The sequence below is a fragment of the Streptomyces sp. PL-25 genome (assembly GCF_058344915.1).
In genome coordinates this window covers 7172336-7193791 of sequence record NZ_CP136997.1, presented here as the reverse complement: position 1 = coordinate 7193791, position 21456 = coordinate 7172336, and the positions used below count along the sequence as shown (strand labels likewise).

Annotated in this window: 18 protein-coding genes; 5 read left to right on the top strand and 13 right to left on the bottom strand. The window is 75.0% G+C overall.

Going from position 1 to position 21456, the window contains the following annotated elements; all coding sequences use genetic code 11:
• Positions 1–11: 11 nt before the first annotated feature.
• From R4Z62_RS31775 to R4Z62_RS31765, 3 genes are all read right to left on the bottom strand, one after another.
• A complete protein-coding gene (locus R4Z62_RS31775; RefSeq protein WP_064536845.1) occupies positions 12–1691 on the bottom strand; it encodes a phytoene desaturase family protein in 1680 nt (559 codons plus the stop codon).
• Positions 1684–2184 (bottom strand): SRPBCC family protein, encoded by a 501-nt coding sequence (locus tag R4Z62_RS31770; RefSeq protein ID WP_064536844.1) that lies wholly within the window; start codon positions 2182–2184, stop codon positions 1684–1686. The genes R4Z62_RS31775 and R4Z62_RS31770 overlap by 8 nt, the downstream gene beginning before the upstream one ends.
• A 68-nt stretch (positions 2185–2252) precedes the next feature.
• A complete protein-coding gene (locus R4Z62_RS31765; RefSeq protein WP_355482156.1) occupies positions 2253–3401 on the bottom strand; it encodes an NAD(+)/NADH kinase in 1149 nt (382 codons plus the stop codon).
• Positions 3402–3573: 172 nt separating this feature from the next.
• On the opposite strand from R4Z62_RS31765, the gene R4Z62_RS31760 reads away from it, so the two are divergent.
• Positions 3574–4797 carry a chitinase gene (locus R4Z62_RS31760; protein ID WP_382850648.1) on the top strand — a complete coding sequence of 408 codons (1224 nt, stop codon included), beginning with the start codon at positions 3574–3576 and terminating at the stop codon, positions 4795–4797.
• Between the two features lie 122 nt (positions 4798–4919).
• On the opposite strand, the gene R4Z62_RS31755 is transcribed toward R4Z62_RS31760, so the two are convergent.
• From R4Z62_RS31755 to R4Z62_RS31735, 5 genes are read right to left on the bottom strand one after another with little or no spacing between them, the layout of a single operon-like run.
• The gene (locus R4Z62_RS31755) at positions 4920–5252 is read right to left on the bottom strand and encodes a cupin domain-containing protein (RefSeq protein ID WP_385501345.1); all 333 of its coding nucleotides are present in this window, start codon (positions 5250–5252) and stop codon (positions 4920–4922) included.
• A 36-nt stretch (positions 5253–5288) separates the two neighbouring features.
• Positions 5289–6032, bottom strand: a complete 744-nt coding sequence (narI, locus tag R4Z62_RS31750; protein WP_064536840.1) for a respiratory nitrate reductase subunit gamma — start codon at positions 6030–6032, stop codon at positions 5289–5291.
• A complete protein-coding gene (narJ, locus tag R4Z62_RS31745; protein WP_491521599.1) occupies positions 6029–6739 on the bottom strand; it encodes a nitrate reductase molybdenum cofactor assembly chaperone in 711 nt (236 codons plus the stop codon). Before narJ ends, narI begins: the two co-directional genes overlap by 4 nt.
• The gene (gene narH, locus R4Z62_RS31740; RefSeq protein ID WP_491521952.1) at positions 6736–8358 is read right to left on the bottom strand and encodes a nitrate reductase subunit beta; all 1623 of its coding nucleotides are present in this window, start codon (positions 8356–8358) and stop codon (positions 6736–6738) included. Before narH ends, narJ begins: the two co-directional genes overlap by 4 nt.
• A gap of 5 nt (positions 8359–8363) precedes the next feature.
• A complete protein-coding gene (locus R4Z62_RS31735; protein ID WP_491521598.1) occupies positions 8364–12065 on the bottom strand; it encodes a nitrate reductase subunit alpha in 3702 nt (1233 codons plus the stop codon).
• A 215-nt stretch (positions 12066–12280) separates the two neighbouring features.
• On the opposite strand from R4Z62_RS31735, the gene R4Z62_RS31730 reads away from it, so the two are divergent.
• Positions 12281–13579 carry a PP2C family protein-serine/threonine phosphatase gene (locus R4Z62_RS31730; RefSeq protein ID WP_064536837.1) on the top strand — a complete coding sequence of 433 codons (1299 nt, stop codon included), beginning with the start codon at positions 12281–12283 and terminating at the stop codon, positions 13577–13579.
• Positions 13580–13601: 22 nt separating this feature from the next.
• Here R4Z62_RS31730 and R4Z62_RS31725 read toward each other — a convergent pair whose 3' ends face one another.
• Positions 13602–14639 carry a YihY/virulence factor BrkB family protein gene (locus R4Z62_RS31725; protein WP_389600764.1) on the bottom strand — a complete coding sequence of 346 codons (1038 nt, stop codon included), beginning with the start codon at positions 14637–14639 and terminating at the stop codon, positions 13602–13604.
• Between the two features lie 107 nt (positions 14640–14746).
• Entirely contained in the window at positions 14747–15220 is a 474-nt protein-coding gene (locus R4Z62_RS31720; protein ID WP_355482166.1) for an MSMEG_6728 family protein, read from the bottom strand.
• A gap of 80 nt (positions 15221–15300) precedes the next feature.
• Between R4Z62_RS31720 and R4Z62_RS31715 the strand changes: the two genes are divergently transcribed.
• Positions 15301–15687: a transglycosylase family protein gene (locus R4Z62_RS31715; RefSeq protein ID WP_491521597.1), complete on the top strand. Its 387-nt coding sequence runs from the start codon at positions 15301–15303 to the stop codon at positions 15685–15687.
• A gap of 42 nt (positions 15688–15729) precedes the next feature.
• On the opposite strand, the gene R4Z62_RS31710 is transcribed toward R4Z62_RS31715, so the two are convergent.
• On the bottom strand, positions 15730–16611 hold the full coding sequence (locus R4Z62_RS31710) for a diacylglycerol kinase family protein (protein ID WP_064536834.1): 882 nt from the start codon (positions 16609–16611) through the stop codon (positions 15730–15732).
• Between the two features lie 94 nt (positions 16612–16705).
• Positions 16706–18322: an FAD-binding oxidoreductase gene (locus R4Z62_RS31705; RefSeq protein WP_491521596.1), complete on the bottom strand. Its 1617-nt coding sequence runs from the start codon at positions 18320–18322 to the stop codon at positions 16706–16708.
• A 101-nt stretch (positions 18323–18423) separates the two neighbouring features.
• Between R4Z62_RS31705 and R4Z62_RS31700 the strand changes: the two genes are divergently transcribed.
• Entirely contained in the window at positions 18424–19056 is a 633-nt protein-coding gene (locus R4Z62_RS31700) for a TetR/AcrR family transcriptional regulator (RefSeq protein ID WP_107440736.1), read from the top strand.
• A complete protein-coding gene (locus R4Z62_RS31695) occupies positions 19053–20651 on the top strand; it encodes a glycerol-3-phosphate dehydrogenase/oxidase (RefSeq protein ID WP_491521595.1) in 1599 nt (532 codons plus the stop codon). The genes R4Z62_RS31700 and R4Z62_RS31695 overlap by 4 nt, the downstream gene beginning before the upstream one ends.
• 73 nt (positions 20652–20724) lie before the next feature.
• Here the strand turns inward: R4Z62_RS31695 and R4Z62_RS31690 are convergent, their stop codons facing one another.
• Positions 20725–21261: a hypothetical protein gene (locus R4Z62_RS31690; protein ID WP_491521594.1), complete on the bottom strand. Its 537-nt coding sequence runs from the start codon at positions 21259–21261 to the stop codon at positions 20725–20727.
• Positions 21262–21456 lie beyond the last annotated feature (195 nt).

Sequence of the window (21456 nt, the reverse complement as noted above, 5' to 3'; positions counted from 1 at the left end):
GCGCCCGTGCGTCAGCCGCCGCCGCGGTGCCCCTCGGGCGCGCCGCCGCCCGGGTCGGTGCCGGCGGACCGCGGCGCGCGCCGTCCCGAGCGGTCGCGGCGGGCCAGGGCGCGCTGGGCCCGGGACAGTCCGGGCGGGAGCCGGCGGCGCAGGGCGGCACGGGCCGCGTTGGCGCCCGGGGCGCCGTGGACGCCGCCGCCGGGGTGGGCGCCGGCGGAGGCCAGGTAGAGGCCGGCGACCGGGGTCTCGGGGCGTCCGGTGCCGGGCACCGGGCGGAACACGAGCTGCTGGTGCAGGGCGGTGGTGCCGCCGTTGATGGCGCCGGTGTCGAGGTTGGCGTCGAGGGCCTGGAGGGTGGGCGGGGCGAGGATCCGGCGGGCCCGGACGGTGGCGCGGAAGCCGGGTGCGAAGCGTTCCACCTGACGTTCGACCCGGTCGGCCATGATCTCCTGTTCCCGGAGGTCCCAGGTGCCGGTGAGGCCTTCGTCCCCCGCGTCGCCGGTGATCTCGCGCGGGACGTGCGTGTAGGCCCAGGCCGACTCGGTGCCGTACGGCGAGCGGGTGGCGTCGGCGGTCGTCATCTGGCCGAACAGCGCGAACGGCCGGTCGGGGACCTGGCGCAGGGCGATCTGGGCGGCGAACCGGGTGAGTTCGTCGAGGCCGTCGGCGAGGTGGACGGTGCCCGCGCCCGCGGCCCGGTCCGTCGCCCACGGGACGGGCCGGTCCAGCGCCCAGTCCACCTTGAAGGTGGCGAAGTCCCACTGGAAGCGGCGCAGGTCGGCGAGGAGCTGGGCGGGCAGGTGCGCGGCGTCGACGAGGGTGCCGTACAGGGCGGGCACGGACACGTCCGCGAGCACGGCGCGGCGGGCCGCCACCGCCTCGCCGCCCGCGGTGCGCACGCCGACGGCACGTCCGCCGCGCACCACGACCCGCTCTACCCGCTCGCCGCAGCGCAGGACGCCGCCCCGGTCGCGCAGCCGCCGGGCCAGCGCCCCGGACAGGGCACCCGCACCGCCGACCGGCACGGGGAAGCCGTGGCTCTGTCCGAGCATGGACATCAGCCAGCCGAACCCGCCGCTCCCGGCGGACTCGGGGGCGAGGTCGGCGTGCAGGGCGTTGCCGGCCAGCAGCAGCCTGCCGCCCTCGCCGCCGAACTCCTCCTCCCCCATCCGGCGCACCGGCAGCAGCAGGGTGCGGGCCAGTCGCAGCCCGCCCGCCCCGCGCACCCGGGCGGCCAGCCGGGCACCCGCCCTGACCGGCGGGAACGGGGCGAACAGGGCGTCCATCAGATCGGGTCCGAGGCGCTGCCAGACGGCGTACAGGCTCCGCCAGGCGTCCCCGTCCCCGGCGGCGAACGCGTCCAGCGAGGCGGCGGTGGTGTCGACGGCGCGGTCCAGGACGGCGCAGCGGCCGTCGGTGAGGGGGTGCGCGAGGACGTGCGGCGCGTGGCTCCAGCGCAGGCCGTGGTCCTGGAGGCGCAGCCGGGCCAGTACGGGCGAGGCGGCGGCCAGCGGGTAGAAGGAGCTGAAGAGGTCGTTGACGAAGGCGGGGTCGACGCCCCGGTCGTGCCGCACGGCTCCGCCGGGTCCGGGCTGCTCCTCCAGGACCTCCACGCTCCAGCCGGCGTCGGCGAGCACGTTGGCCGCCACCAGGCCGTTGGGGCCCGCTCCGATCACCACGGCGTCAGGCACGGCCGCCGCCCTGTCCGCCGGGCGCCCCGGCCGGGTGCGGCGCGGCGCTCCGGGGGCGGTCGCCGTCGGCCTCGCACACCTTGGCGAGGCGGGCGAGCATGGCGCGGTGCCGGAGCTGGATCAGCGATTCGACGCCCATGTTGTGCACGGCTCCGCCCGCGCCCTGGAGGGGGTGCTCGTCCACGATCACCAGGGTGTGCTCGCCCCAGGGCCGCACCTCGACGGCGATGCGGGCGGTGCCCAGGAAGCCCGCGTCGGCCTCCAGTTCGAGGAGCGCCCCCTCCTCGCAGTTGCGCACGGTGGTCTGGTTGGTGAGCCGCAGCGGCCCCAGCCGGACCTGGTACTCGATGGCGGAGCCGACCTGCGGCCAGCGGCCGCGCACGGGGGCGGACCGTGCCGTGCCCACCACCCATTCGGCGTACCGGGTGCCGTCGGCGAGCACGGCCCACACGACCTCGGGAGCGGTCCTGATCAGACGGTGACGTACGGCCACGCGAGCCTCCGCAGTTCGCCGGGTCGATGTCGGGCGGTCGGTCCGCCGAGTGCCCCGGGCCGTCCGCGTCAACCGTCCCCCGCCGCCGGGCCGCCCGGCTGTCCGCTGCCGGGCGCGTCCGGGCCGGGCGCGGGGGTGTCCGGCCGCCTGTACGGCTCTGCGCCGCCGGGTCCCGGGGGCAGCGCGAGGTGGGTGAGGTCGCCGGGCGGCGGGGTGGTCACGGGCCACAGCGGTGCCGGTGTCCCGTCGGCGACCGCGGCCGGGGCGTCGGTGAGGTTCATCCGGTCGCGCAACCGGCCGTAGAAGTCCATCGGGCCCAGCCGTACGGCGCGCAGCCGGCGCGGGGCGGCGTAGACGCCGATCCAGTCCCCCGGGTCGAGCACGCCGCGCAGTTGCCCGTCGATGCTGACGGCGGCCTGCCCGGACCGGTCCAGCACGCGCAGCGCCACGGGTTCGTCGGGCGCGGCCACCACCGAGCGGTTGAACGCCATGTGCGGGGCGACGGGCGTGAAGACCAGGGCGTCCGCGCGCGGGGAGACGACCGGGCCGCCGGCGGCGAAGCTGTACGCCGTGGAGCCGGTGGGGGTGGCGACGAGCAGCGCGTCGGCGGAGTAGGACGCCAGGAGCCGGCCGGCGATGTAGACGCCGACGGAGACCTGCCGGTCGCGGGCGAGTTTCTCCACGACGATGTCGTTGAGGGCGGTGACGTTCAGGGCGATGCCCCAGTCGCCGCCGGACTCGCAGTCGGTGCGCACCCGGGGCGGGGGCAGCATGGGGCGGCGGCCGTAGCGCATCAGCTCGCCGATGCCCGCGGGCACCCGGAGGCGGCGGGAGGCCCGCAGGGTGAGCAGCATGCGGCTCTCCACGGTGAGCCGGTCCTCGACGACGGCGTCCAGGGCGGTGCGGACGAAGGCGGCGGGGACCTCGGTGAGGAAGCCGACCCGGCCGAGGTCGACGCCGAGGACCAGGGCGTCGTGCTCGGCGGCGAGCCGGGCGCCGCGCAGGAAGGTGCCGTCGCCGCCCAGGGTGACGATGAGGTCGGGGTCGCCGGCGGCCTCCACCTCCTCGTCGGCGTCGCGCCGTCCGCCGTCGTGCCAGACGTCGATGTCGGTGCACCGCACGGCGCGTTCGTCGCACCACGCGTGCACGGTCTCCTCGGCGGCCTGGGCCTCGGGGCGTCCGCCGTGGACGACCAGGCCGATGCGCTGCACTGTCACAGCTCGGCCGGGTTCCCGCGCGGCGGGTCCGGCAGCGGCGGATCCAGGTAAAGAAATCGTATGGTCCAGTCCAAAGAATCATTTGGTCCAGACCAATCCATTGACGTGCCCGCAACAGCCTCAGGAAGCTGGGGCGACTTCCCCACCACCTCCCCTTCTCCCTGGAGGCACAGTGAGACGCCTTCGCGCATGTCTGGGCGCGACCGCCGCCGTCGGGCTCGCCGCCCTCGGCACCACCGCCCTCGTCGCGGGCAACGCCTCGGGCGCACCGAGCGCGCAGGACGCGCTGAGCAACCGCTGGTACGCCGCGGCCCCGTACCTCATGCCGCTGGACAACGATCCGCCGGACGCGGGCGCCATCATGGACGCCACCGGTCTCAAGGCGTTCCAGCTCGCCTTCGTCCTCGCCCCCAACGGCGGCGGCTGCTCCCCCACCTGGGACGGCACGGCCCCGGTCTCCTCGGACACCGCCGTCAAGTCGGTGATCGACTCCATCCGCGCCAAGGGCGGCGACGTCTCCGTCTCCATCGGCGGCTACGGCGGCACCAAGCTCGGCCAGGCCTGCTCGGACCCGGCGGCCACGGCGGCGGCCTACCAGCAGGTCGTCACCAAGTACGGGCTGCACGCCATCGACTTCGACCTGGAGGAGCCGGAGTACGAGAACACGGCGGCCATCCACAACGAGATCGGCGCCGCCAAGATCCTCCAGCAGAACAACCCGGGCCTGTACGTCTCCGTCACCACCGCGGGCACGGCCGACGGCACCGGCTGGTTCGGCAAGCAGATGCTGCTGGAGGCGAAGTCGCAGGGGTTCACTCCGAACAACTTCTCCATCATGCCCTTCGACGGCGGCTTCAACGGCGCGGCCTCGCAGACCGCCGCGCTGACCAAGTTCAACCAGGTGCTCCAGTCCACGTTCGGCTGGGACGAGGCGACCGCCTACGCCCACGAGGGCTTCTCCGGCATGAACGGCCGCAGCGACACCGGGGAGATGTTCCCGCAGGCCGACTTCCAGACGGTGCTGGACTACGCGACCGGCCACCACATGGACCGCTTCACCTTCTGGTCCCTCAACCGCGACCGCCAGTGCTCGCCGCCCGACAACGGCGGCCGGACGTCCGGCACCTGCTCCAGCGTGCCGCAGAACTCCTGGGACTTCGCGAAGTACTCGGTGAAGTTCGCCGGGGCGACGCCGCCCACCACCCCGCCCACCACGCCGCCCACCTCGCCGCCGCCGGGCACCGGCTGCAAGACGGCCTGGAACGCGACCACCGCCTACACCGGCGGCAGCGAGGTCTCCTACAACCAGCACAACTGGAAGGCCAAGTGGTGGACGCAGAACGAGACGCCCGGGGCCTCCCAGTGGGGGGCGTGGCAGGACGAGGGCGCCTGCTGACGCTCTGAACCCCCCGGCGACGGCCGGGCGTGGCGCGGAACTCCGCCGCCGCGCCCGGCCGTTCCTCGCGCCCGGCCGTCCCTCGTGCCCGGCCGTTCCTCGTGCGCCGAACCGCGGGCGGCTCAGGTCGTCTTGGCGACCGTCAGCAGGACCGCCGCGTCCTCGGCCGCCTCCAGGCTGTGCCGGGCCGGGGGCACGATGAGCAGGTCGCCCGCCATGCCGTCCCAGGAGGCGTCGCCGCTGCGCAGCCGGACCCGGCCGCGCAGCACCAGCACGGTCGCCTCCCCCGGGTTCTCGTGCTCGGCCAGGACCGTGCCGGCGCGCAGGGTGACCAGCGTCTGCCGCAGCACGTGCTCATGGCCGCCGTAGACGGTCTCCGCACTGCGGCCCGTGGAGGACCGCGCCGCCCGTTCCAGGTGCTCGCGGGTGCGGGCGTCGAGGGAGATCTTCTGCATGGCGCTCCTCCGAACGGTGAGGGTACCGGCGGCTGTTCAGTAGCGGACGCCGATGCGGCGCCAGCGGCGTCCGCCGGTGCCCGGCTCCGCCGGACGGGTCGGGACTCGGCGCCGGTAGAGGACGTAGGGACGCCACAGATACCACAGCGGGATGCTCCAGGCGTGCACCAGCCGGGTGAAGGGCCACACCGCGAGGATCGCCCAGGCGGCGGTGGCGTGCACCCGGTAGATCAGCGGGGCGTGTGCGATGGCCGCGACGTCGGGGTCGCCCGCGAACAGCCCGCGGAACCACAGCGCCACGCTGCGCCGGTAGTCGTAGCCCGCGCCGAACAGGTTGATGCCCAGCGTCGGGATGATCCCGAGCACGATCACGACCGCCAGCAGCACCAGCGCCACCCAGTCGACCGGGCTGGTGGCGGCGCGCACCCGGGGCACGGTGGTGCGGCGCAGGGCGAGCACCGCGACTCCGGCGATCACCGCGAGCGCGGCGACGGTGCCGCCGATCGAGGAGAACCAGCGGTAGACGTCCTCGGGGACGCCCAGCCACCGGGTGAAGGACTCCGGGACCAGGATGCCCAGCACATGTCCCGCCACGGCCGCGAAGGTCCCGTAGTGGAAGAGCGGGCCGCCCCACTTGAGCAGGCGGTGCTCCTGGAGCTGGGTGGAGCGGCTGGTCCAGCCGAACTGGTCGTAGCGCCAGCGCCAGACATGGCCGACGACGAAGGTGACGAGGGCGAGGTAGGGCAGGATGACCCACCACCACAGGTCCCAGGAGTTCATCGGCTCTCTCCGGTCGGCAGGGGTTCGGGGGCGGGGTGCGGCGCGCGGGGCTCCGGGGAGTGACCCGCTGCGGCCAGGTACTCGGGCGGGGCGAAGGGCTCCAGGCCCACCTCCTCGCCGGGCGGGCCCTCGGCGGCCCGGCGCCGCCAGTCGGCCAGCGTGCGGCGGCCCGGCCGGGGCAGCCGCCCGCACACCGCGTCCAGCACCGGCGTGTACGGGTCGCCGCGCTCGGCCAGCGCCCCGCGCAGCAGTTCGAGGCCGGCCTGGCACTGGAGGAGGACGCGGTGGCCCGGCTCGGGGGCGAGCGCCGCGAACTCCAGCATCAGCGGCAGGAAGTCGGGCAGTTCCCTCTCGGGCGGGTCCTGCCCCGCCCGGCGGTAGGCGTGCTTGAGGGCCAGCAGCGCCATGCCCCGGGCGCGGGTGTCGCCGTGCCGGTAGTACGTCAGGTGCAGGCTCCGGCTGCGCGTGTGGTCGAAGGTGGCCACGTAGCGGGCGGCGGCCTCGGTCGGCGCCAGGGCGCGCAGATGCGCGGCGACGGCCGCCAGCCGGGCCCGGTCGGCGGGGTCGGCGACGGCCGGGAGGACGGCACACACGTCGTCGAGGCGGGCGAGCACCGCCGGGTCCGGGTAGCGCAGCAGGACGCTCGCGAGGCGGTGCACGAGCGGGGTGCCGGCGGCGGCCCGGCGCCCGGCCAGTCGGGGGCTCATGGGGCGTCCGGGGTGCCGAAGAGCCCCGGCGCGGGGCCGTCGCCGTTCCAGCCGAGCAGGTTGAAGCGCACCTGTCCGTCGCTGTCGCGGAAGTGGCCGCCGCCGCCCGGCGCGGCGAGTCCGGGCAGCGCGGGCGGCGGCAGCGGGCCGAGCGGGTCGTCGTCCGCCGCCCGGTCGCCCACACCGCCGGGCCGGTCGAGGGAGCAGTGCTGGGCCATGAGCGCCCCGGAGTCCTCGGTGTGCGCCTTGGGCACGACATAGCGTTCGTCGTACTTGGCGACGGCCAGCAGCCGGTACAGGTCCTCCAGGTCGGCGGCGCTCGCGCCGGCCCGCTCCAGCAGCGCGGCGGAGGTGGGGTCGCCGAGCTGCCGGGCGCGCATGTGGGCGCGCAGCGCGGTCAGTTTGCGCAGTACGCCCTCGACGACGGCGGTGTCCCCGGCGGTGAAGAGGTTCGCCAGGTACTCGACGGGGATGCGCAGTTCGTCGATGGCGGCGAAGATCCGGTCGGGGTCGTCGTCGTGGTGGCCGGTGGTGTGCACGGCGTCGGCGACCGGCGAGAGCGGCGGGACGTACCAGACCATGGGCAGGGTGCGGTACTCCGGGTGCAGGGGCAGCGCCACCCGGTGCCGTGCGACCAGGTCGTACACCGGTGAGCGCCGGGCGGCCTCGATCCAGTCGGGCGGCACGCCGTCGCGTGCGGCGGCCTCCCGCACCCAGGGTTCGTCCGGGTCCAGGAAGACCGACAGCTGGGCCTCGTAGAGGTCCTTCTCGTCCGGCACGGAGGCGGCGTGCAGGACGGCGTCGGCGTCGTAGAGCAGGACGCCGAGGTGGCGCAGCCGTCCCACACAGGTCTCGGAGCAGATGGTGGGCTGCCCGGCCTCGATGCGCGGGTAGCAGAAGGTGCACTTCTCGGCCTTGCCGGTGCGGTGGTTGAAGTAGACCTTCTTGTACGGGCAGCCGGAGACGCACATCCGCCAGCCGCGGCAGCGGTCCTCGTCGACCAGGACGATGCCGTCCTCCTCCCGCTTGTACATCGCGCCCGAGGGGCAGGAGGCGACGCAGGACGGGTTGAGGCAGTGCTCGCAGATGCGCGGCAGATAGAACATGAAGGTGTGCTCGAACTCAAGACGCACCCGTTCGCCCAGGTCCTTCAGGTTGGGGTCCGAGCGGGCGTGGTCCTGCGCCCCGGCGAGGTCGTCGTCCCAGTTGGGGCCGTGCACGGGCCGCATGTCGCGGCCGGTCAGCTGGGACTTGGGGCGGGCGCTGGTGAAGCGGTCGGAGAGCGGGGCGGTGGTCAGGCTGCGGTAGTCGTAGGTCCACGGCTCGTAGAAGTCGTCCAGCGCGGGCAGTTCGGGGTTGTAGAAGAGGGTGAGCAGCTTGCGCACCCGGCCGCCGGAGCGCAGCCGCAGCCTGCCGCGCCGGTTCAGGGTCCAGCCGCCCTTCCAGCGGTCCTGGTCCTCGTAGCGGCGCGGGTAGCCGGTGCCCGGCTTGGTCTCCACGTTGTTGAACCAGACGTACTCGGTGCCCGGCCGGTTGGTCCAGGTCTGCTTGCACGTCACCGAACAGGTGTGGCAGCCGATGCACTTGTCGAGGTTCATCACCATCGCCACCTGGGCCATGACCTTCACCGGAAGTCGACCTCCTGTGCGCGGCGGCGGATGACGGTGAACTCGTCCCGCTGGTTGCCGGTGGGACCGATGTAGTTGAAGGCGTAGGTGAACTGCGCGTAGCCGCCGATCAGATGGGTGGGTTTGATCAGCAGCCGGGTCAGGGAGTTGTCGCCGCCGCCGAGCAGTCCGGAGGTCTCGGTGCGCGGGACGTTCAGATGGCGGTCCATGGTGTGGTGCATGTAGACGGTGCCCTCGGGCATGCGGTGGGTGACCACGGCGCGGCAGGCGACGACGCCGTTGCGGTTGTAGGACTCGATCCAGTCGTTGTCGGCGACGCCGATCTTCTCCGCGTCCAGGGGGCTCATCCAGATCACCGGCCCGCCGCGGAACAGGGTGAGCATGAGCAGGTTCTCCTGGTACTCGGAGTGGATGGACCACTTCGAGTGCGGGGTGAGGTAGCGCACCACGAGTTCGGGGTGCCCCGCCGGATGTCTGCGCGGGTCGCCGAACTGGGCGAGCAGGTTCAGCGGGGGCCGGTAGACGGGCAGTTGCTCACCGAACTCGGCCATCCAGTCGTGGTCGAGGAAGAAGTGCTGACGGCCCGTCAGGGTGTGCCAGGGCGTGAGACGTTCGACGTTGACGGTGAAGGGCGAGTAGCGGCGGCCGCCGGACTCGGTGCCGGACCACTCGGCGGAGGTGATGACCGCGCGGGGCTGGGTCCGGGTGTCCTCGAAGGTGATGCGGTCGCCGGAGCGCTCCTCGGCCAGGTCGGCGAGCGGCACGCCGGTCTTCTCCTCCAGGGCGCGCAGCGACTGCACGGCCACCCGGCCGTTGGTGGTGCCGGACAGCGCGAGCAGCGCCTCGCAGAACTGGTCGTCGCGGGCGATGGAGGGCCGCCCGTCGGCGACGCCGCCGCGCACGGTGCCGTTGCGCGAGCGCAGGTCGTCGATCTCCGGTCCGGGTTTCCAGGTGATGCCCTTGGTGGAGGTGCCGAGGGTGTCGAGCAGCGGTCCGACGGCGGCCATCTTCTCGGCGACCTTGGTGTAGTCGCGTTCGACGACGGTCAGCCGCGGCATGGTCCGGCCGGGCACGGGCTCGCACTCGCCGGCCCTCCAGTCGCGCACCCGCCCGTGCGGCTGGGCCAGTTCGTCGGGGGTGTCGTGGGCGAGCGGGGAGGCGATGACGTCCCGGCGCACGCCGAGGTGGGCGGCGGCGAGCCGGGAGAACTCGGCGGCCAGCGCGTGGAAGACGTCGAAGTCGCTGCGGGCCTCCCAGGGCGGTGCGATCGCCGGGTTGAAGGCGTGCACGAAGGGATGCATGTCGGTGGAGGACAGGTCGTACTTCTCGTACCAGGTGGCGGCCGGGAGCACCACGTCGGAGAACAGGCAGGTGCTGGTCATCCGGAAGTCGACGGCCACCGACAGGTCGAGCTTGCCGACCGGTGCCTGATCGCGCCAGGTGACCTCCTCGGGGCGCAGGCCGGGCGGTGTCTCGGCAGCGGTCACGGCGTCGTCGGTGCCGAGCAGGTGGCGCAGCATGTACTCGTGGCCCTTCATCGAGGACGCGAAGAGATTCGCGCGCCAGATGAGCAGGACACGGGGGAAGTTGGCCGGGTCGTCGGGGTCCTCGGCGGCGAACCGCAGCCGCCCCGACCTCAGTTCGTCCACGACGTGGTCGGCGACCTCCTTGCCGGCGCGTTCGGCCTCGTCGCACAGGTCGAGCGGGTTGCGGCCGAACGCCGGGTGGGAGGGCATCCAGCCCAGGCGGGCGGCGAGCGCGTTGCAGTCGGGCAGCGTGCGGCCGGCGAGCCGGCCCCGGCCGAGCGGGCTGGTGAGCAGGTCGGCGGAGAACGCCTCGTAGCGCCACTGGTCGGTGGCCAGCCAGAAGAGCGGGGTGCCCGCCATGTGCCGGGTGGGCCGCTGCCAGTCCAGGCCGAAGGCGAGGTGCGACCAGCCGGTGAGCGGGCGGACCTTCTCCTGGCCGACGTAGTGCGCCCAGCCGCCGCCGTTGACGCCCTGGCAGCCGGTGAGCAGCAGCAGGGAGAGGAAGGAGCGGTAGATCTGGTCGGAGTGGAACCAGTGGTTGGTGCCCGCGCCCATGGCGATCATGGACCGGCCGCCGGTGCGTTCGGCGTTGCGGGCGAACTCGCGGGCGATCCGGGCCGCCGCCCGCGCCGGCACCGAGGTGATGGCCTCCTGCCAGGCGGGGGTGCAGGGCACGCTCGCGTCGTCGTAGCCGGTGGGCCAGGTGCCGGGCAGCCCGGGGCGGCCCACCGCGTACTGGGCGAGGACCAGGTCGTAGACGGTGGTGACGAGGTGGCCGCCGACGCGGGTCGCGGGCACGCCGCGGCGCACGGTGTCCTGCGCCCGGCCCGGTCCGGCGTCGAAGCGCGGCAGGTCCACCGCCACCGCCTCGCCGTCCGGCCGCCCGTACAGCGACAGCAGCGGGTCGGTGTCCTCCAGGCGCAGGTTCCAGCGGGGGCCGTCCTCGGGAGCGGTCCAGCGGAAGCCGAGCGAGCCGTTGGGCACGGCCGGCTCGCCGGTGCGGGCGTCCAGCAGCACGGTCTTGAACGCGGCGGCCTCCTCGCCCTCGCGGTCCGGCAGGTCGGCGGCGGTGAGGAACTTGTCCGGGACGTACACGCCCGGCATGCCCTCGCGTTCCCGCAGCCGCACCAGGAAGGGCAGGTCCGTGTAGGTCCTGGCGTACTCCATGAAGCGCGGCACCGGCCGGTCGCGGTGGAACTCGGTGAGGATGACATGGCCCATGGCCATGGCCAGCGCGCCGTCGGTGCCGGGCGCCGCCGCGAGCCATTCGTCGGCGAACTTGGTGTGGTCGCCGTAGTCCGGGGAGACCACGACCACCTTCTGGCCGCGGTAGCGGGCCTCGGTCATGAAGTGCGCGTCGGGGGTGCGGGTGATCGGCAGGTTGGTGCCCCACACGATCAGATAGCCGCAGTTCCACCAGTCGGCGGACTCCGGTACGTCCGTCTGGTCCCCGAAGACCTGCGGCGAGGCCATCGGCAGATCGGCGTACCAGTCGTAGAACGAGGAGATCGTCCCGCCGATCATCGACAGATAGCGGGTGCCCGCCGAGTACGAGGCCATGGACATCGCGGGGATCGGCGAGAAGCCGACGATGCGGTCGGGGCCGTACCGCTTGACCGTGTGGACCTGGGCGGCCGCCATCAGTTCGACGGCCTCCTGCCAGGTGCAGCGCACGAAGCCGCCCTTGCCGCGGGCCCGCTTGTAGACCGCGGTGCGCCCGGGGTCCGCGGTCAGCCACTCCCAGGCCGCCACCGGGTCGGCGGTGCGCGCCCTGGCCTCGCGCCACAGGTCCAGCAGCGGGCCGCGCACATAGGGGTAGCGGATCCGGGTCGGCGAGTAGGTGTACCAGGAGAAGGCCGCGCCGCGCGGGCAGCCGCGCGGCTCGTACTCGGGCGAGTCGGGGCCCACGGACGGGTAGTCGGTGGCCTGGGTCTCCCAGGTGATGATCCCGTCCTTGACGAACACCCGCCAGGAGCAGGAGCCCGTGCAGTTCACCCCGTGGGTGGAGCGCACCTCCCGGTCGTGGCGCCAGCGCTCCCGGTAGAACTCGTCGGCCCCCCGGCCGCCGTCCCGGTACAGGACCCGCCGGTCGGGCGACTGCTCCCCGGGGAAGAAGTACTGCGCCGAGCGCAACAGACGTTCGAGGGCCTCCCCCGAGCGGTCGGTGCCCACGCTCCTGCCTCTCTCGCGCCGGGGTGCCGCCGGACGCGTCCCCGCGCATGTCGGAATCCGGCCGTCGACCAGTCTTGATCGGGAGGTATCAGCTCACAAGCAGCCAATCGTGCGAATCATCGGAAAGCCTCCGTACGGGGGTCGGCGTAGGGTGATCGTGCCGGGGCACCGCGGGGGAAGGAACGGGGCTCCGGCCCCTGGCGGGAGGTACCTGCATGCCCGACGACCCACGGCGGCCCGTCCCGGGCGCCGAGACGGCCGGACGGACGGCCCCCGCACCGGAGGGAGCCGGCCGGCGCGGGCTGCACCGGCTGCTGGACGCCATGGTGGCCATGAGCGCGGAGGTGGACACCAGGACCCTGCTCCAGCACATCGTGGACGTCGCCGCCGATCTCGTCGGCGCCCGGTACGGCGCGCTCGGCGTGCTCGGCGAGGGCGGGGACTTCACCGATCTGATCACGGTGGGGGCGGACGCGGAGGCCGAACGGCTCAGGGCCGAGGCCGGGCTGCCCCAGCGCCACGGGCTGCTGGGCAGCCTCGTCACCGACCGCAGGCCGCTGCGGGTGGACGATGTGCGCGCCGACCCGCGCTCGGTCGGGTTCCCGGCCGGGCACCCGCCGATGACCACGCTGCTCGGGGTGCCCCTGACGGTGCGCGGCACGGTGTACGGCAACCTGTACCTCGCCGACCGCAGGGACGGCCGGCCGTTCGGCGACGAGGACGAGGCCCTGCTGACCGCGCTGGCCAGCGCGGCGGGCGTCAGCATCGAGAACGCCCGGCTGTACCAGCGGCTGAAGCGGGCCACCGAGCAGTTCCAGCGCCGGATGCTGCCCGTGCTGCCCGATCTGCGGCCGCTGCGGGTGGCGGCGCGCTACGAACCGGCCGCCGAGCCGCCCCGGCTCGGCGGCGACTGGTACGACGCCATGGTGCTGCCGGACGGCGCGGTCTTCGTCGTCGTCGGCGACGTCACCGGGCACGACGTGGAGGCGGCGCCGGTGATGGCGCAGATCCGCAGCATGCTGCGGGCCCTGGCGTTCGACCGGTGCGGGCCGCCCGGCCTCGTCGTGGACGCGCTCGACCGGGCGCTCGCCCTGTACGGCGACGCGACCGCGGCCACCCTGGTGGCGGCCCGGATCGAGCACGCGCCGGGCACCGGCTACACCGTGTGCTGGACCAACGCCGGGCATCCGCCGCCGCTCCTGGTCACCGCCGAGGGCACGGTGTGCGTGCTGGCGCCCGAGCAGCACGGCATCCCGGTCGGGGTGGATCCCTCGCTGCCCCGGCCCGACCACCGCCGCACGCTGCCGGCCGCGAGCACCCTGCTGCTGTTCACCGACGGTCTGATCGAGCGCCGCGGCCAGGACATCGACACCGGTCTGCGGGACCTGGCCGCGCACGCAGCCGCGCTGGCCGCGGCCCCGCCGCAGGTGCTGTGCGAGGCGCTGGTGAGCCGGCGCGAGACGTACGACGACGATGTGGCCCTGCTGGCGCTGCGGGTCCCGGCCGCGCGGTGACCGCCGCCACCGGTGCCCGGTCTCAGCCGGGGCGGCCGGGTTCGTCGTCCCCCGGCTCGTGCGCGTCGCCGGGGCGCGCGTGCGGGGGCGGGTCGAAGTGGACGGTGATCTTCTCGAAGCCCTTGAAGGACTCGGTCGTCGCGTAGGAGCGGTAGGCCCGCTGGTCGCCCGCGCTGAGGTGGACGCGGTCGGTGAAGGGGGTCAGCAGGCTCCGGGGCCACAGCCGCATGCACCGCACGGCGCCGATCTCCGCCGTGCCGAGGTACACCAGCGCCCCCAGGTAGATCCACGCCAGCAGGCCGAGCACGATGCCGAACAGGCCGTACGTCGCCGTGGCGCCCTGGAGCACGTGATCGACGTAGTAGGTGCCGCCCCACAGCAGCGCCTGCCAGGCGCACGCGGCGCCCAGCGCCGGGCCGTACAGCACGCGCAGCGGCAGCCGTCTGCGGGTCAGCAGCCGGTAACTGGCGATCAGCAGCGCGGCGTTCAGCACGACGGCCAGGGCCTCGGCGGCGACCCGCACCCCGACGGCGAGCCGGGCGGCGAACAGGCCGGCGGCCCACTCGGCGGTGGTGGACAGACCGGTGGTGACGCACAGTCCGAGGGCGAGCAGCGACAGGAACTTCAGGCCCTTCAGCCGGGAGCGGAACGGGTCGGGCCGGGCGTACCGGGGCACCGCGAAGATCTTGTTCAGCGCGTGCTGGGCGGCCTGCGCGACGTTGAGCACCCCGTAGAGGCTGCCCGCCACACCCACCGCGACGGCGACCGCGTTGCCCTGGAAGGAGTGGATGTTGTGGACGAGCTGGTCCCCGATCACCGGGAACTCGCTCAGCGCCGAGTTGAGCACCGCGTGCTGGAGGTGCGGGCTGCTGCTGAGCACGGCGCTGAGCACCGCGACCAGGAAGAGCAGCAGCGGGAAGAGCGACAGGAAGCCGTAGTACGTCAGCAGCGCGGCCAGATAGGCCGCCTGGTCGTCGTAGAACTTGTAGACGACGGCCAGCGGCAGGCCCGCCCAGCGGTGCCGCCGCTGGTAGGAATCCACCCGGGCCAGCACTCCCATGCGTTCTCCCACACGGTCCGCCGTGGGTCCGCCGACGCGGGACGCCACCTCTTCCGGGTGCCCTGGCCAGGGGCTTCCATGCGGTGACCACGGGAGCGGTGCGCGGCTCAGGCGCCGGAGGGCCGGTCCGAGCCGGGCCACACGTACGGCAGATCGTCGGGCACCCCGGGGAACAGCCGCGCGTAGTGGTCCGGGTCCTTGCGCACCAGCGCCGACCGGTGGCTGAGGTGCAGGGCCTCGTCGCCGAGCCAGGGCGGCAGTTCACCGGCGGCGGCCAGCTCGGACTGCTCGCGCACCCGCGCGCCGGGACGGTGGGCGGCCAGGTCGGCGACGAGCGTGGCGGCACAGCTGTCCTGGTGGCCGTATCCGCGCCAGACGCGGCACACGTCCAGGCCGTAGCGGACCAGCGCCTCCTCGTACCCGGCCCACATGCGCACCGCCGGGTGCCTGCGCCAGCCGTAGCCGGGGACGGTCAGACCGCGCAGCACCTGGAGGGCCTCGACGCGCTGCTTGCCCAGTCTGCGGCGGTCGAGCACCTGCGCCGACTCGGTGAAGCCGGGGTAGGGCAGGAAGGTCTGCATGGAATCTCCGCGGGTCTCGGCGGGTGAACGGCGGCGCGTCGCTCCGTCACACCACGTTCATATGATGTGACAGTCTGCACATGATCTGGCAGCAGAACACCGACAGGGCCGCCGTCCGTCTGGACCGGGCCCCCGTTCGTCACTCACGTCGTCGCGGACTGCGCGGGGCACTGCTGGTCACGGTGACCGCCGCCGCACTGGCCGGCGGGCCCGCCGCGGCGGCCTCGCCCTTCGGCACCCGCACCGCCGACTGGGACTCCATCGCGGCGTGCGAGTCCGGCGGCGACTGGAACGCCAACACCGGCAACGGCTACTACGGCGGGCTCCAGTTCGCCCAGTCGAGCTGGATCGCGGCCGGCGGCCTCCAGTACGCGCCCCGCGCGGACCTGGCCACGCGCCGCGAGCAGATCGCGGTGGCCCGGCGGCTCGCCGCGCTCCAGGGCATGTCGGCCTGGGGCTGCTCCTGACGCGGCCGTCCGCGGTGTGCCGGGGGTGATGCGGTTTGCCGGTCAGCAGAGCACGTCGAGCGCGCCCGGCAGGACGCGTGCCGTGACCGGGAGGACGGCGTCGACCTCGCCGTCGGCGCCGTAGGGGACGGCGCGGTCGGCCTCGACGCGGATCTCCCGGCCGCGCAGCACACGCACCTCGGGCCGGTCCACGTGTCCCCCGGACTTCAGTTCGTTCATCAGGGTGAAGAACAGCCGACGCGGGGCGGCGCGGATCAGCACGACGTCGAGCAGGCCGTCGTCGACCCGCGCGCCCGGCGCGATCATCCGGCCCGAGCCGTAGTAGGCGGAGTTGGCGGCCACCACGGTGTACCCGCGGTGCAGGTGCTCCTCGCCGTCGACGGTGACCCGGTAGCTCGCGGCGCGCCAGGTGGCGACGGCCCGCAGTCCGCCCGCGTAGTAGGAGGCGGCGCCGCGCAGCAGCCGGGAGCGGTTGGCGTGCCGGTTGGCGAGCGCGTCGACGCCCGCGTACACGCTGCCGAGGACGACGGTGCGGGCGTGCACCGCCGACTCCACCTCGATGGTGTCGACCCGGCGCGGGGCGTTGTGGAGCAGCACGGCGGCGAGTCCGGCCGGGTCGGCGGGCAGTCCGAGCGCCCGCGCGAAGTCGTTGCCGCGGCCGGCCGGGACCAGGCCGAAGAGCGTCCCGGTACCGCTGAGCGCGCCGCCGACCCCGCCCGCGATGCCGTCGCCGCCCACCGCGAGGACGACCCGGCCGCGCTCCCCCGCCCGCCGCGCCAGGTCCTGGGCGTGGGCGAGGCTGCGGCTGTACTCCGTCTCCAGACCGGCGCCCGCCTCCCGGAGCAGCCTGCCCACCCGCAGCAGCGCGGCGGCACCGGCGGAACCGCCCGCGGTCGGGTTGACGACGGCGGTGAACTGACGCATCGGTGGGCCTCCGGCGAGGTGGGCGCGGACGGACGGGACGGACGGCGCGGACGGCGGGGGCCGGTGCGCGGGCGGCGGGGCTCGGGTGACGGGGTCAGGCGCGGGGCGGGTCGAGGGGCAGCAGGACACCGGGGTTGAGCAGTCCGGCCGGGTCCAGCCGCTGTTTCACGGCGCGCAGGGCCCCGATGCCGAGCGGTCCGGCCTCCCTGACGTACGCGTCGCGGTGGTCGGTGCCCACGCCGTGGTGGTGGCTGATGGTGCCGCCCGCGGCGAGGATCGCCTCGTTCGCGGCGCGCTTGGCGGGCGCCCAGTGCGCCACGGGGTCCTCGCCCTGGGCGCTGACCACGGTGAAGTACAGCGAGGCGCCGTTCTCGTAGACGTGCGAGATGTGGCACATGACCAGCGGCGGGGTGCCCGCCTCGGTGAGCGTCCCGGTGAGCGCGTCGCGCACGGCGGCGTACAGCGCGGGGATCCGGGACCAGAAGGCGGCGGTCTCCAGCGTCTCGGCGAACGCGCCCACGTCCAGCAGCGCGTCGCGCAGATACGGCGCCGAGTACCGGCCGTGCGCCCAGCGCCGTCCCGGTTCCTCGCCGAGGGGCGTGCCGCCGCACTCGCGCAGGACGGCGGCGGCCCGCTGGGCGCGGTGGGCGACGTCCTCGGCGGTGCCCTCGTAACCGGCGACGGCCTGGCAGCCGGCGGACCGCTGCTCCAGGGACGCCCCGATGGCGTCGGGCTGGGCCAGGCCGATCAGGGTCTCGGTCTCGTCGGACAGGCGCAGCACGGTCGGGCGGGGTCCGTCCTGGGCGAGCCTGCGCAGGGCGGCGGCGCCCGCGTCGAAGGAGGCGAACCGCCAGCCCTCGTAGCGGCGCACCTCGGGCAGCGGGCGCAGCCGCACCGTCACCGACGTGATGACGCCGAACGCGCCCTCGGAGCCGAGGACGAGCTGGCGCAGGTCGGGTCCGGCGGCCGAGCGCGGGGCGCGGCCCGCCTCCAGGGTTCCCTCGGGCGTGGCGAGGGTCAGCGCGAGCACCATCTCGTCGAAGCGCCCGTAGCCCGCGGACGCCTGGCCGCTGGAGCGGGCGGCGGCGAACCCGCCGAGGGTGGCCCACTCGTAGGACTGCGGGAAGTGGCCGAGGGTGAATCCGTGCGCGGCGAGCAGTTCCTCGGCCCGCGGGCCGCGCAGACCGGGCTGGAGGGTGGCGGTCCGGGAGACCGGGTCGAGGTCCAGCAGGCGGTTCATCCGGCGCAGGTCGAGCGCGACGAAGGGCCGCACCCGCCCCCGGTGTTCGGGCGCCAGGCCGCCGACGACGGAGGTGCCGCCGCCGAACGGCACGAGCGCCAGGCCGTGGGCGGCGCAGGCCCGCAGCACGGCCAGCACCTCCTCGTGCCCGTCCGGGAGCACCACGGCCGCGGGCAGGTCGGTGAGGTCGCCGCCGCGGATGCGCAGCAGGTCGGGGGTGGACTTGCCGCGGGTGTGGCGGATCCGCGCCTCGGCGTCGGTGCGCACATACGCCTCCTCGCCCACGGCGTCGGCCAGGGCGCGGCGGGCGGCGGCGGTCAGCGGGGAGGCGGGGACGCTCAGCTCGTCCGGGCCGGCCGGGGCGGGGGCGCCCGGCTCGACGCCGAGCAGGTCGCGCAGCAGGCCGGTCACGGGGGCGGGCAGCGGTGCGGCCTCGGCCGGGTCGCCCCAGCCGCTCCACAGCATGTCCATGGGTTGTTCCTCACCGGTCGGGTCGTCGGGGCGTGGGGGGTGCTGGCGCGTCGGAGGCGGAGACGGGGCGGGGTTCAGCTCGGGGCGTTACACTGTTACACATGACGCCTATTCGTCACAATGCTGGGGAGCAGGAGAACGGGGACGGCCCGGCCGCTCCGTCCGGGGATCCGGTGCTCGACGCCGTGCGCGACTGCGTCCTGGCCGTCGGGGTCCGCCGTACGACGCTGACGGACGTGGCCCGCCGCGCGGGCGTCTCCCGGATGACGCTCTACCGGCGCTGGCCGGACGTGCGCTCCCTGGTGGGCGATCTGATGACCCGGGAGTGGATCGGGGTCGCCACCGGCGCCATGCCGGAACGCCGTCCCGGGACGAGCGCGCGCGCCCTGATCGTCGACGGCCTGGTGGCCGGGGTGGCGGCGTTCCGCGCGCACCCGCTCTTCCGCAAGATCGTCGACGTCGATCCCGAACTGCTGCTCCCCTATGTGCTCGACCGGCGCGGCGCCAGCCAGGAGGCCCTGCTCGACCTGGTCGCCGACGCCCTGCGCGAGGGCCACGCCGACGGCTCGGTGCGCCCGGCCCACCCGGCCCGGCAGGCCCGGTCGCTGCTGCTGGTCGTCCAGTCCTTCACCCTGTCGCTGCGCACGATGACCGACGAGGACGACCCCGAGCTGTCCGCCGAGGCGTTCCTCGCCGAGCTGCGGACCATCCTGGAGAGGACCCTCACGCCATGAGCCCCGCCCGTCCCCGCGCCACTCCCGCCCCCCTCGCGGGCTCCTCGCTGACCGCGGCGCGCCGGGCGCGCGAACTGGCCCTGACCGCGGGGGGTCCGGCCGTGGACGTCCTGGTGGTCGGGCTGGGCGCCACCGGTGCGGGCGTCGCCCTCGACGCCGCCGCCCGCGGGCTCTCGGTCGCCGCGATCGACGCGCACGACCTGGCCTTCGGCACCTCGCGCTGGAGCTCCAAACTCGTCCACGGCGGGCTGCGCTACCTCGCCTCGGCGCAGCTCGACGTCGCCCACGAGAGCGCGGTCGAGCGCGGGGTGCTGATGGAGCGCACCGCACCGCACCTGGTCGGCGCGCAGCCGTTCGTGCTGCCGCTGACGCCCCTGGTCTCCCGCGGACAGGCGGCCCTGGCCTGGGCCGGCTTCCGCGCGGGCGACGGGCTGCGGCTCGCGGCACGCACCGCCCGCGCCACCCTGCCCGCGCCGCGCCGCCTGTCCGCCGTGGAGACCCGCCATCTGGCCCCCGCGCTGCGCGGCACCGGGCTCCGCGGCGGCCTGCTGTCCTGGGACGGACGGCTCACCGACGACGCCCGCCTGGTCACCGCCGTCGCCCGTACGGCCGCCGCACGCGGCGCGCGGATCCTGACCCGGGTGCGCGCCCTCTCCCTGACCTCCGCCGGCGCCCTGATCCGCGACGAACTCACCGGCGAGCAGGGCGAGATCAGGGCCCGCGCCGTGGTCAACGCCTCCGGCGTGTGGGCGGGCGGGCTCGTCGAGGGCATCCGGATCCGGCCCTCCCGCGGCACCCACCTCGTGCTGCGCGCCGAGCGGCTGGGGCCGCTGCCCGCCGGCCTGCACATCCCGGTGCCCGGCGAGACCAACCGCTTCGTGCTGGTGCTGCCCCAGGGCGACGGACGGGTCTACGTCGGGCTCACCGACGAACCCGTCGACGGCGAGGTCCCGGACGTGCCCGAGGCGCCCGAGACGGACATCGGGTTCCTGCTGGACGTGCTGGGCTCCGCGCTGGACGCGCCGGTCCACCGCGACGACGTGGTGGGGGCGTTCGCGGGGCTGCGCCCGCTCCTGGACACGGCCCCCGGCGAGGCGGGCGCGGGCGGGGCCGTCCGCACCGCCGACGTCTCGCGCCGGCACGCGGTGCTCACCTCACCGGACGGAGTGACCACCGTCGTCGGCGGCAAGCTCACCACCTACCGGCGGATGGCCGAGGACGCCGTCGACGCCGCCGTGCGCACGCACCGGCTGCCCGCCGGGCCCTCGCCGACCGCCGCCCTGCCGCTCGTCGGCGCCGCCTCGCCCGCGGCCCTCGCCGCCCTTCCCGCACCGCGCCGGCTGATCCGCCGCTACGGCACCGAGGCACCCGCCGTCCACGCCCTCGGCACCGACCACCCCGCACTGCGCGCACCCGTGCTGGAGGGGCACCCCGTCACCCGCGCCGAACTGGCCTGGGCCGTACGCCACGAGGGCGCCCTCGACGAGGCCGACCTCCTCGACCGCCGCACCCGCATCGGACTGGTACCCGCCGACCGCACCGCAGCCCTGCCCGCGGCCCGTGCCGCGGTGGGGGAAGCGCTGGGCTCGCGCTGAGCCCGCGGCGGGAAGGCGCCCGGACTCAGCCGCACCGGCCCCGACAGCGGGCCGGTGCGGCGTCCGCCGCGGCTCATGCCGCCAGGGCCGGGTCCGGGTCCAGCCGGTCCAGGAGCTGGGCGCGGTGGAGCGCGACCACGGGGGCCAGGAGATCGGGGTGGCGCAGCAGTGCCGCCGCCCGGCGGTCCTGCTCGTCGGGGCTGAGCAGACGCCGGAACTCGGCCTCCGGGTGCGCCGCACGGCCGCTCCCGGCCAGTGCCGCCACCGCCCGGCCGGCCAGCACGGGATCGGTGAGCAGGCAGGCCGCCCAGCTCGCCACGACCTCGTCGACCCAGGTGCGCCAGGCGTGTTCGTCGGGATCCGCCGGTTCGCCGGCCGCGATGCCGTCCGCTCCGGTCACCCGGTCGAGACGGCCGGAGCCGCCGGGGCCCGCCATGCCGACCAGTGCGGCGTCCACCGGCGTGGGATAGCGCAGCCAGGCCGCGACCGTGACCGCCTGGCGTGCCTGCACCTCGCACAGGGCACACGCCAGCGCGCCACCGGACGCGGGATACGCGGCGGTCAGCCACTGGGCGGTCGCCGCGATGAGCGGGGAGAGGTCTTCGAGCACTGCCGGGCCGTTCGGGCTGGTTCACGGGCACAGGGGCAGCACCCGGCCGCGCCGGGTGCTGCCCGGCACCGTAAGCCCGCGGCGCCCGCGCCGCCTATGGCGCGGGCCTCCCGGAGGGCGTGGCCTTGGCCACAGGCCGCGCGTGCCCGCACCCACACCCGCACCCACACCCGCGCCCGCGCCCGCGCCCGCGGG

Bases quoted from the DNA above. Each gene is read 5' to 3' on its own strand.
- R4Z62_RS31715 (WP_491521597.1), top strand. From the start codon at position 15,301: ATGATCTGGCAGCAGAACACCGACAGGGCCGCCGTCCGTCTGGACCGG.
- R4Z62_RS31725 (WP_389600764.1), bottom strand. From the start codon at position 14,639: ATGGGAGTGCTGGCCCGGGTGGATTCCTACCAGCGGCGGCACCGCTGG.
- R4Z62_RS31730 (WP_064536837.1), top strand. From the start codon at position 12,281: ATGCCCGACGACCCACGGCGGCCCGTCCCGGGCGCCGAGACGGCCGGA.
- R4Z62_RS31705 (WP_491521596.1), bottom strand. From the start codon at position 18,322: ATGGACATGCTGTGGAGCGGCTGGGGCGACCCGGCCGAGGCCGCACCG.
- R4Z62_RS31695 (WP_491521595.1), top strand. From the start codon at position 19,053: ATGAGCCCCGCCCGTCCCCGCGCCACTCCCGCCCCCCTCGCGGGCTCC.
- R4Z62_RS31720 (WP_355482166.1), bottom strand. From the start codon at position 15,220: ATGCAGACCTTCCTGCCCTACCCCGGCTTCACCGAGTCGGCGCAGGTG.
- narI (WP_064536840.1), bottom strand. From the start codon at position 6,032: ATGAACTCCTGGGACCTGTGGTGGTGGGTCATCCTGCCCTACCTCGCC.
- R4Z62_RS31755 (WP_385501345.1), bottom strand. From the start codon at position 5,252: ATGCAGAAGATCTCCCTCGACGCCCGCACCCGCGAGCACCTGGAACGG.
- R4Z62_RS31700 (WP_107440736.1), top strand. From the start codon at position 18,424: ATGACGCCTATTCGTCACAATGCTGGGGAGCAGGAGAACGGGGACGGC.
- R4Z62_RS31710 (WP_064536834.1), bottom strand. From the start codon at position 16,611: ATGCGTCAGTTCACCGCCGTCGTCAACCCGACCGCGGGCGGTTCCGCC.
- narH (WP_491521952.1), bottom strand. From the start codon at position 8,358: ATGGCCCAGGTGGCGATGGTGATGAACCTCGACAAGTGCATCGGCTGC.
- narJ (WP_491521599.1), bottom strand. From the start codon at position 6,739: ATGAGCCCCCGACTGGCCGGGCGCCGGGCCGCCGCCGGCACCCCGCTC.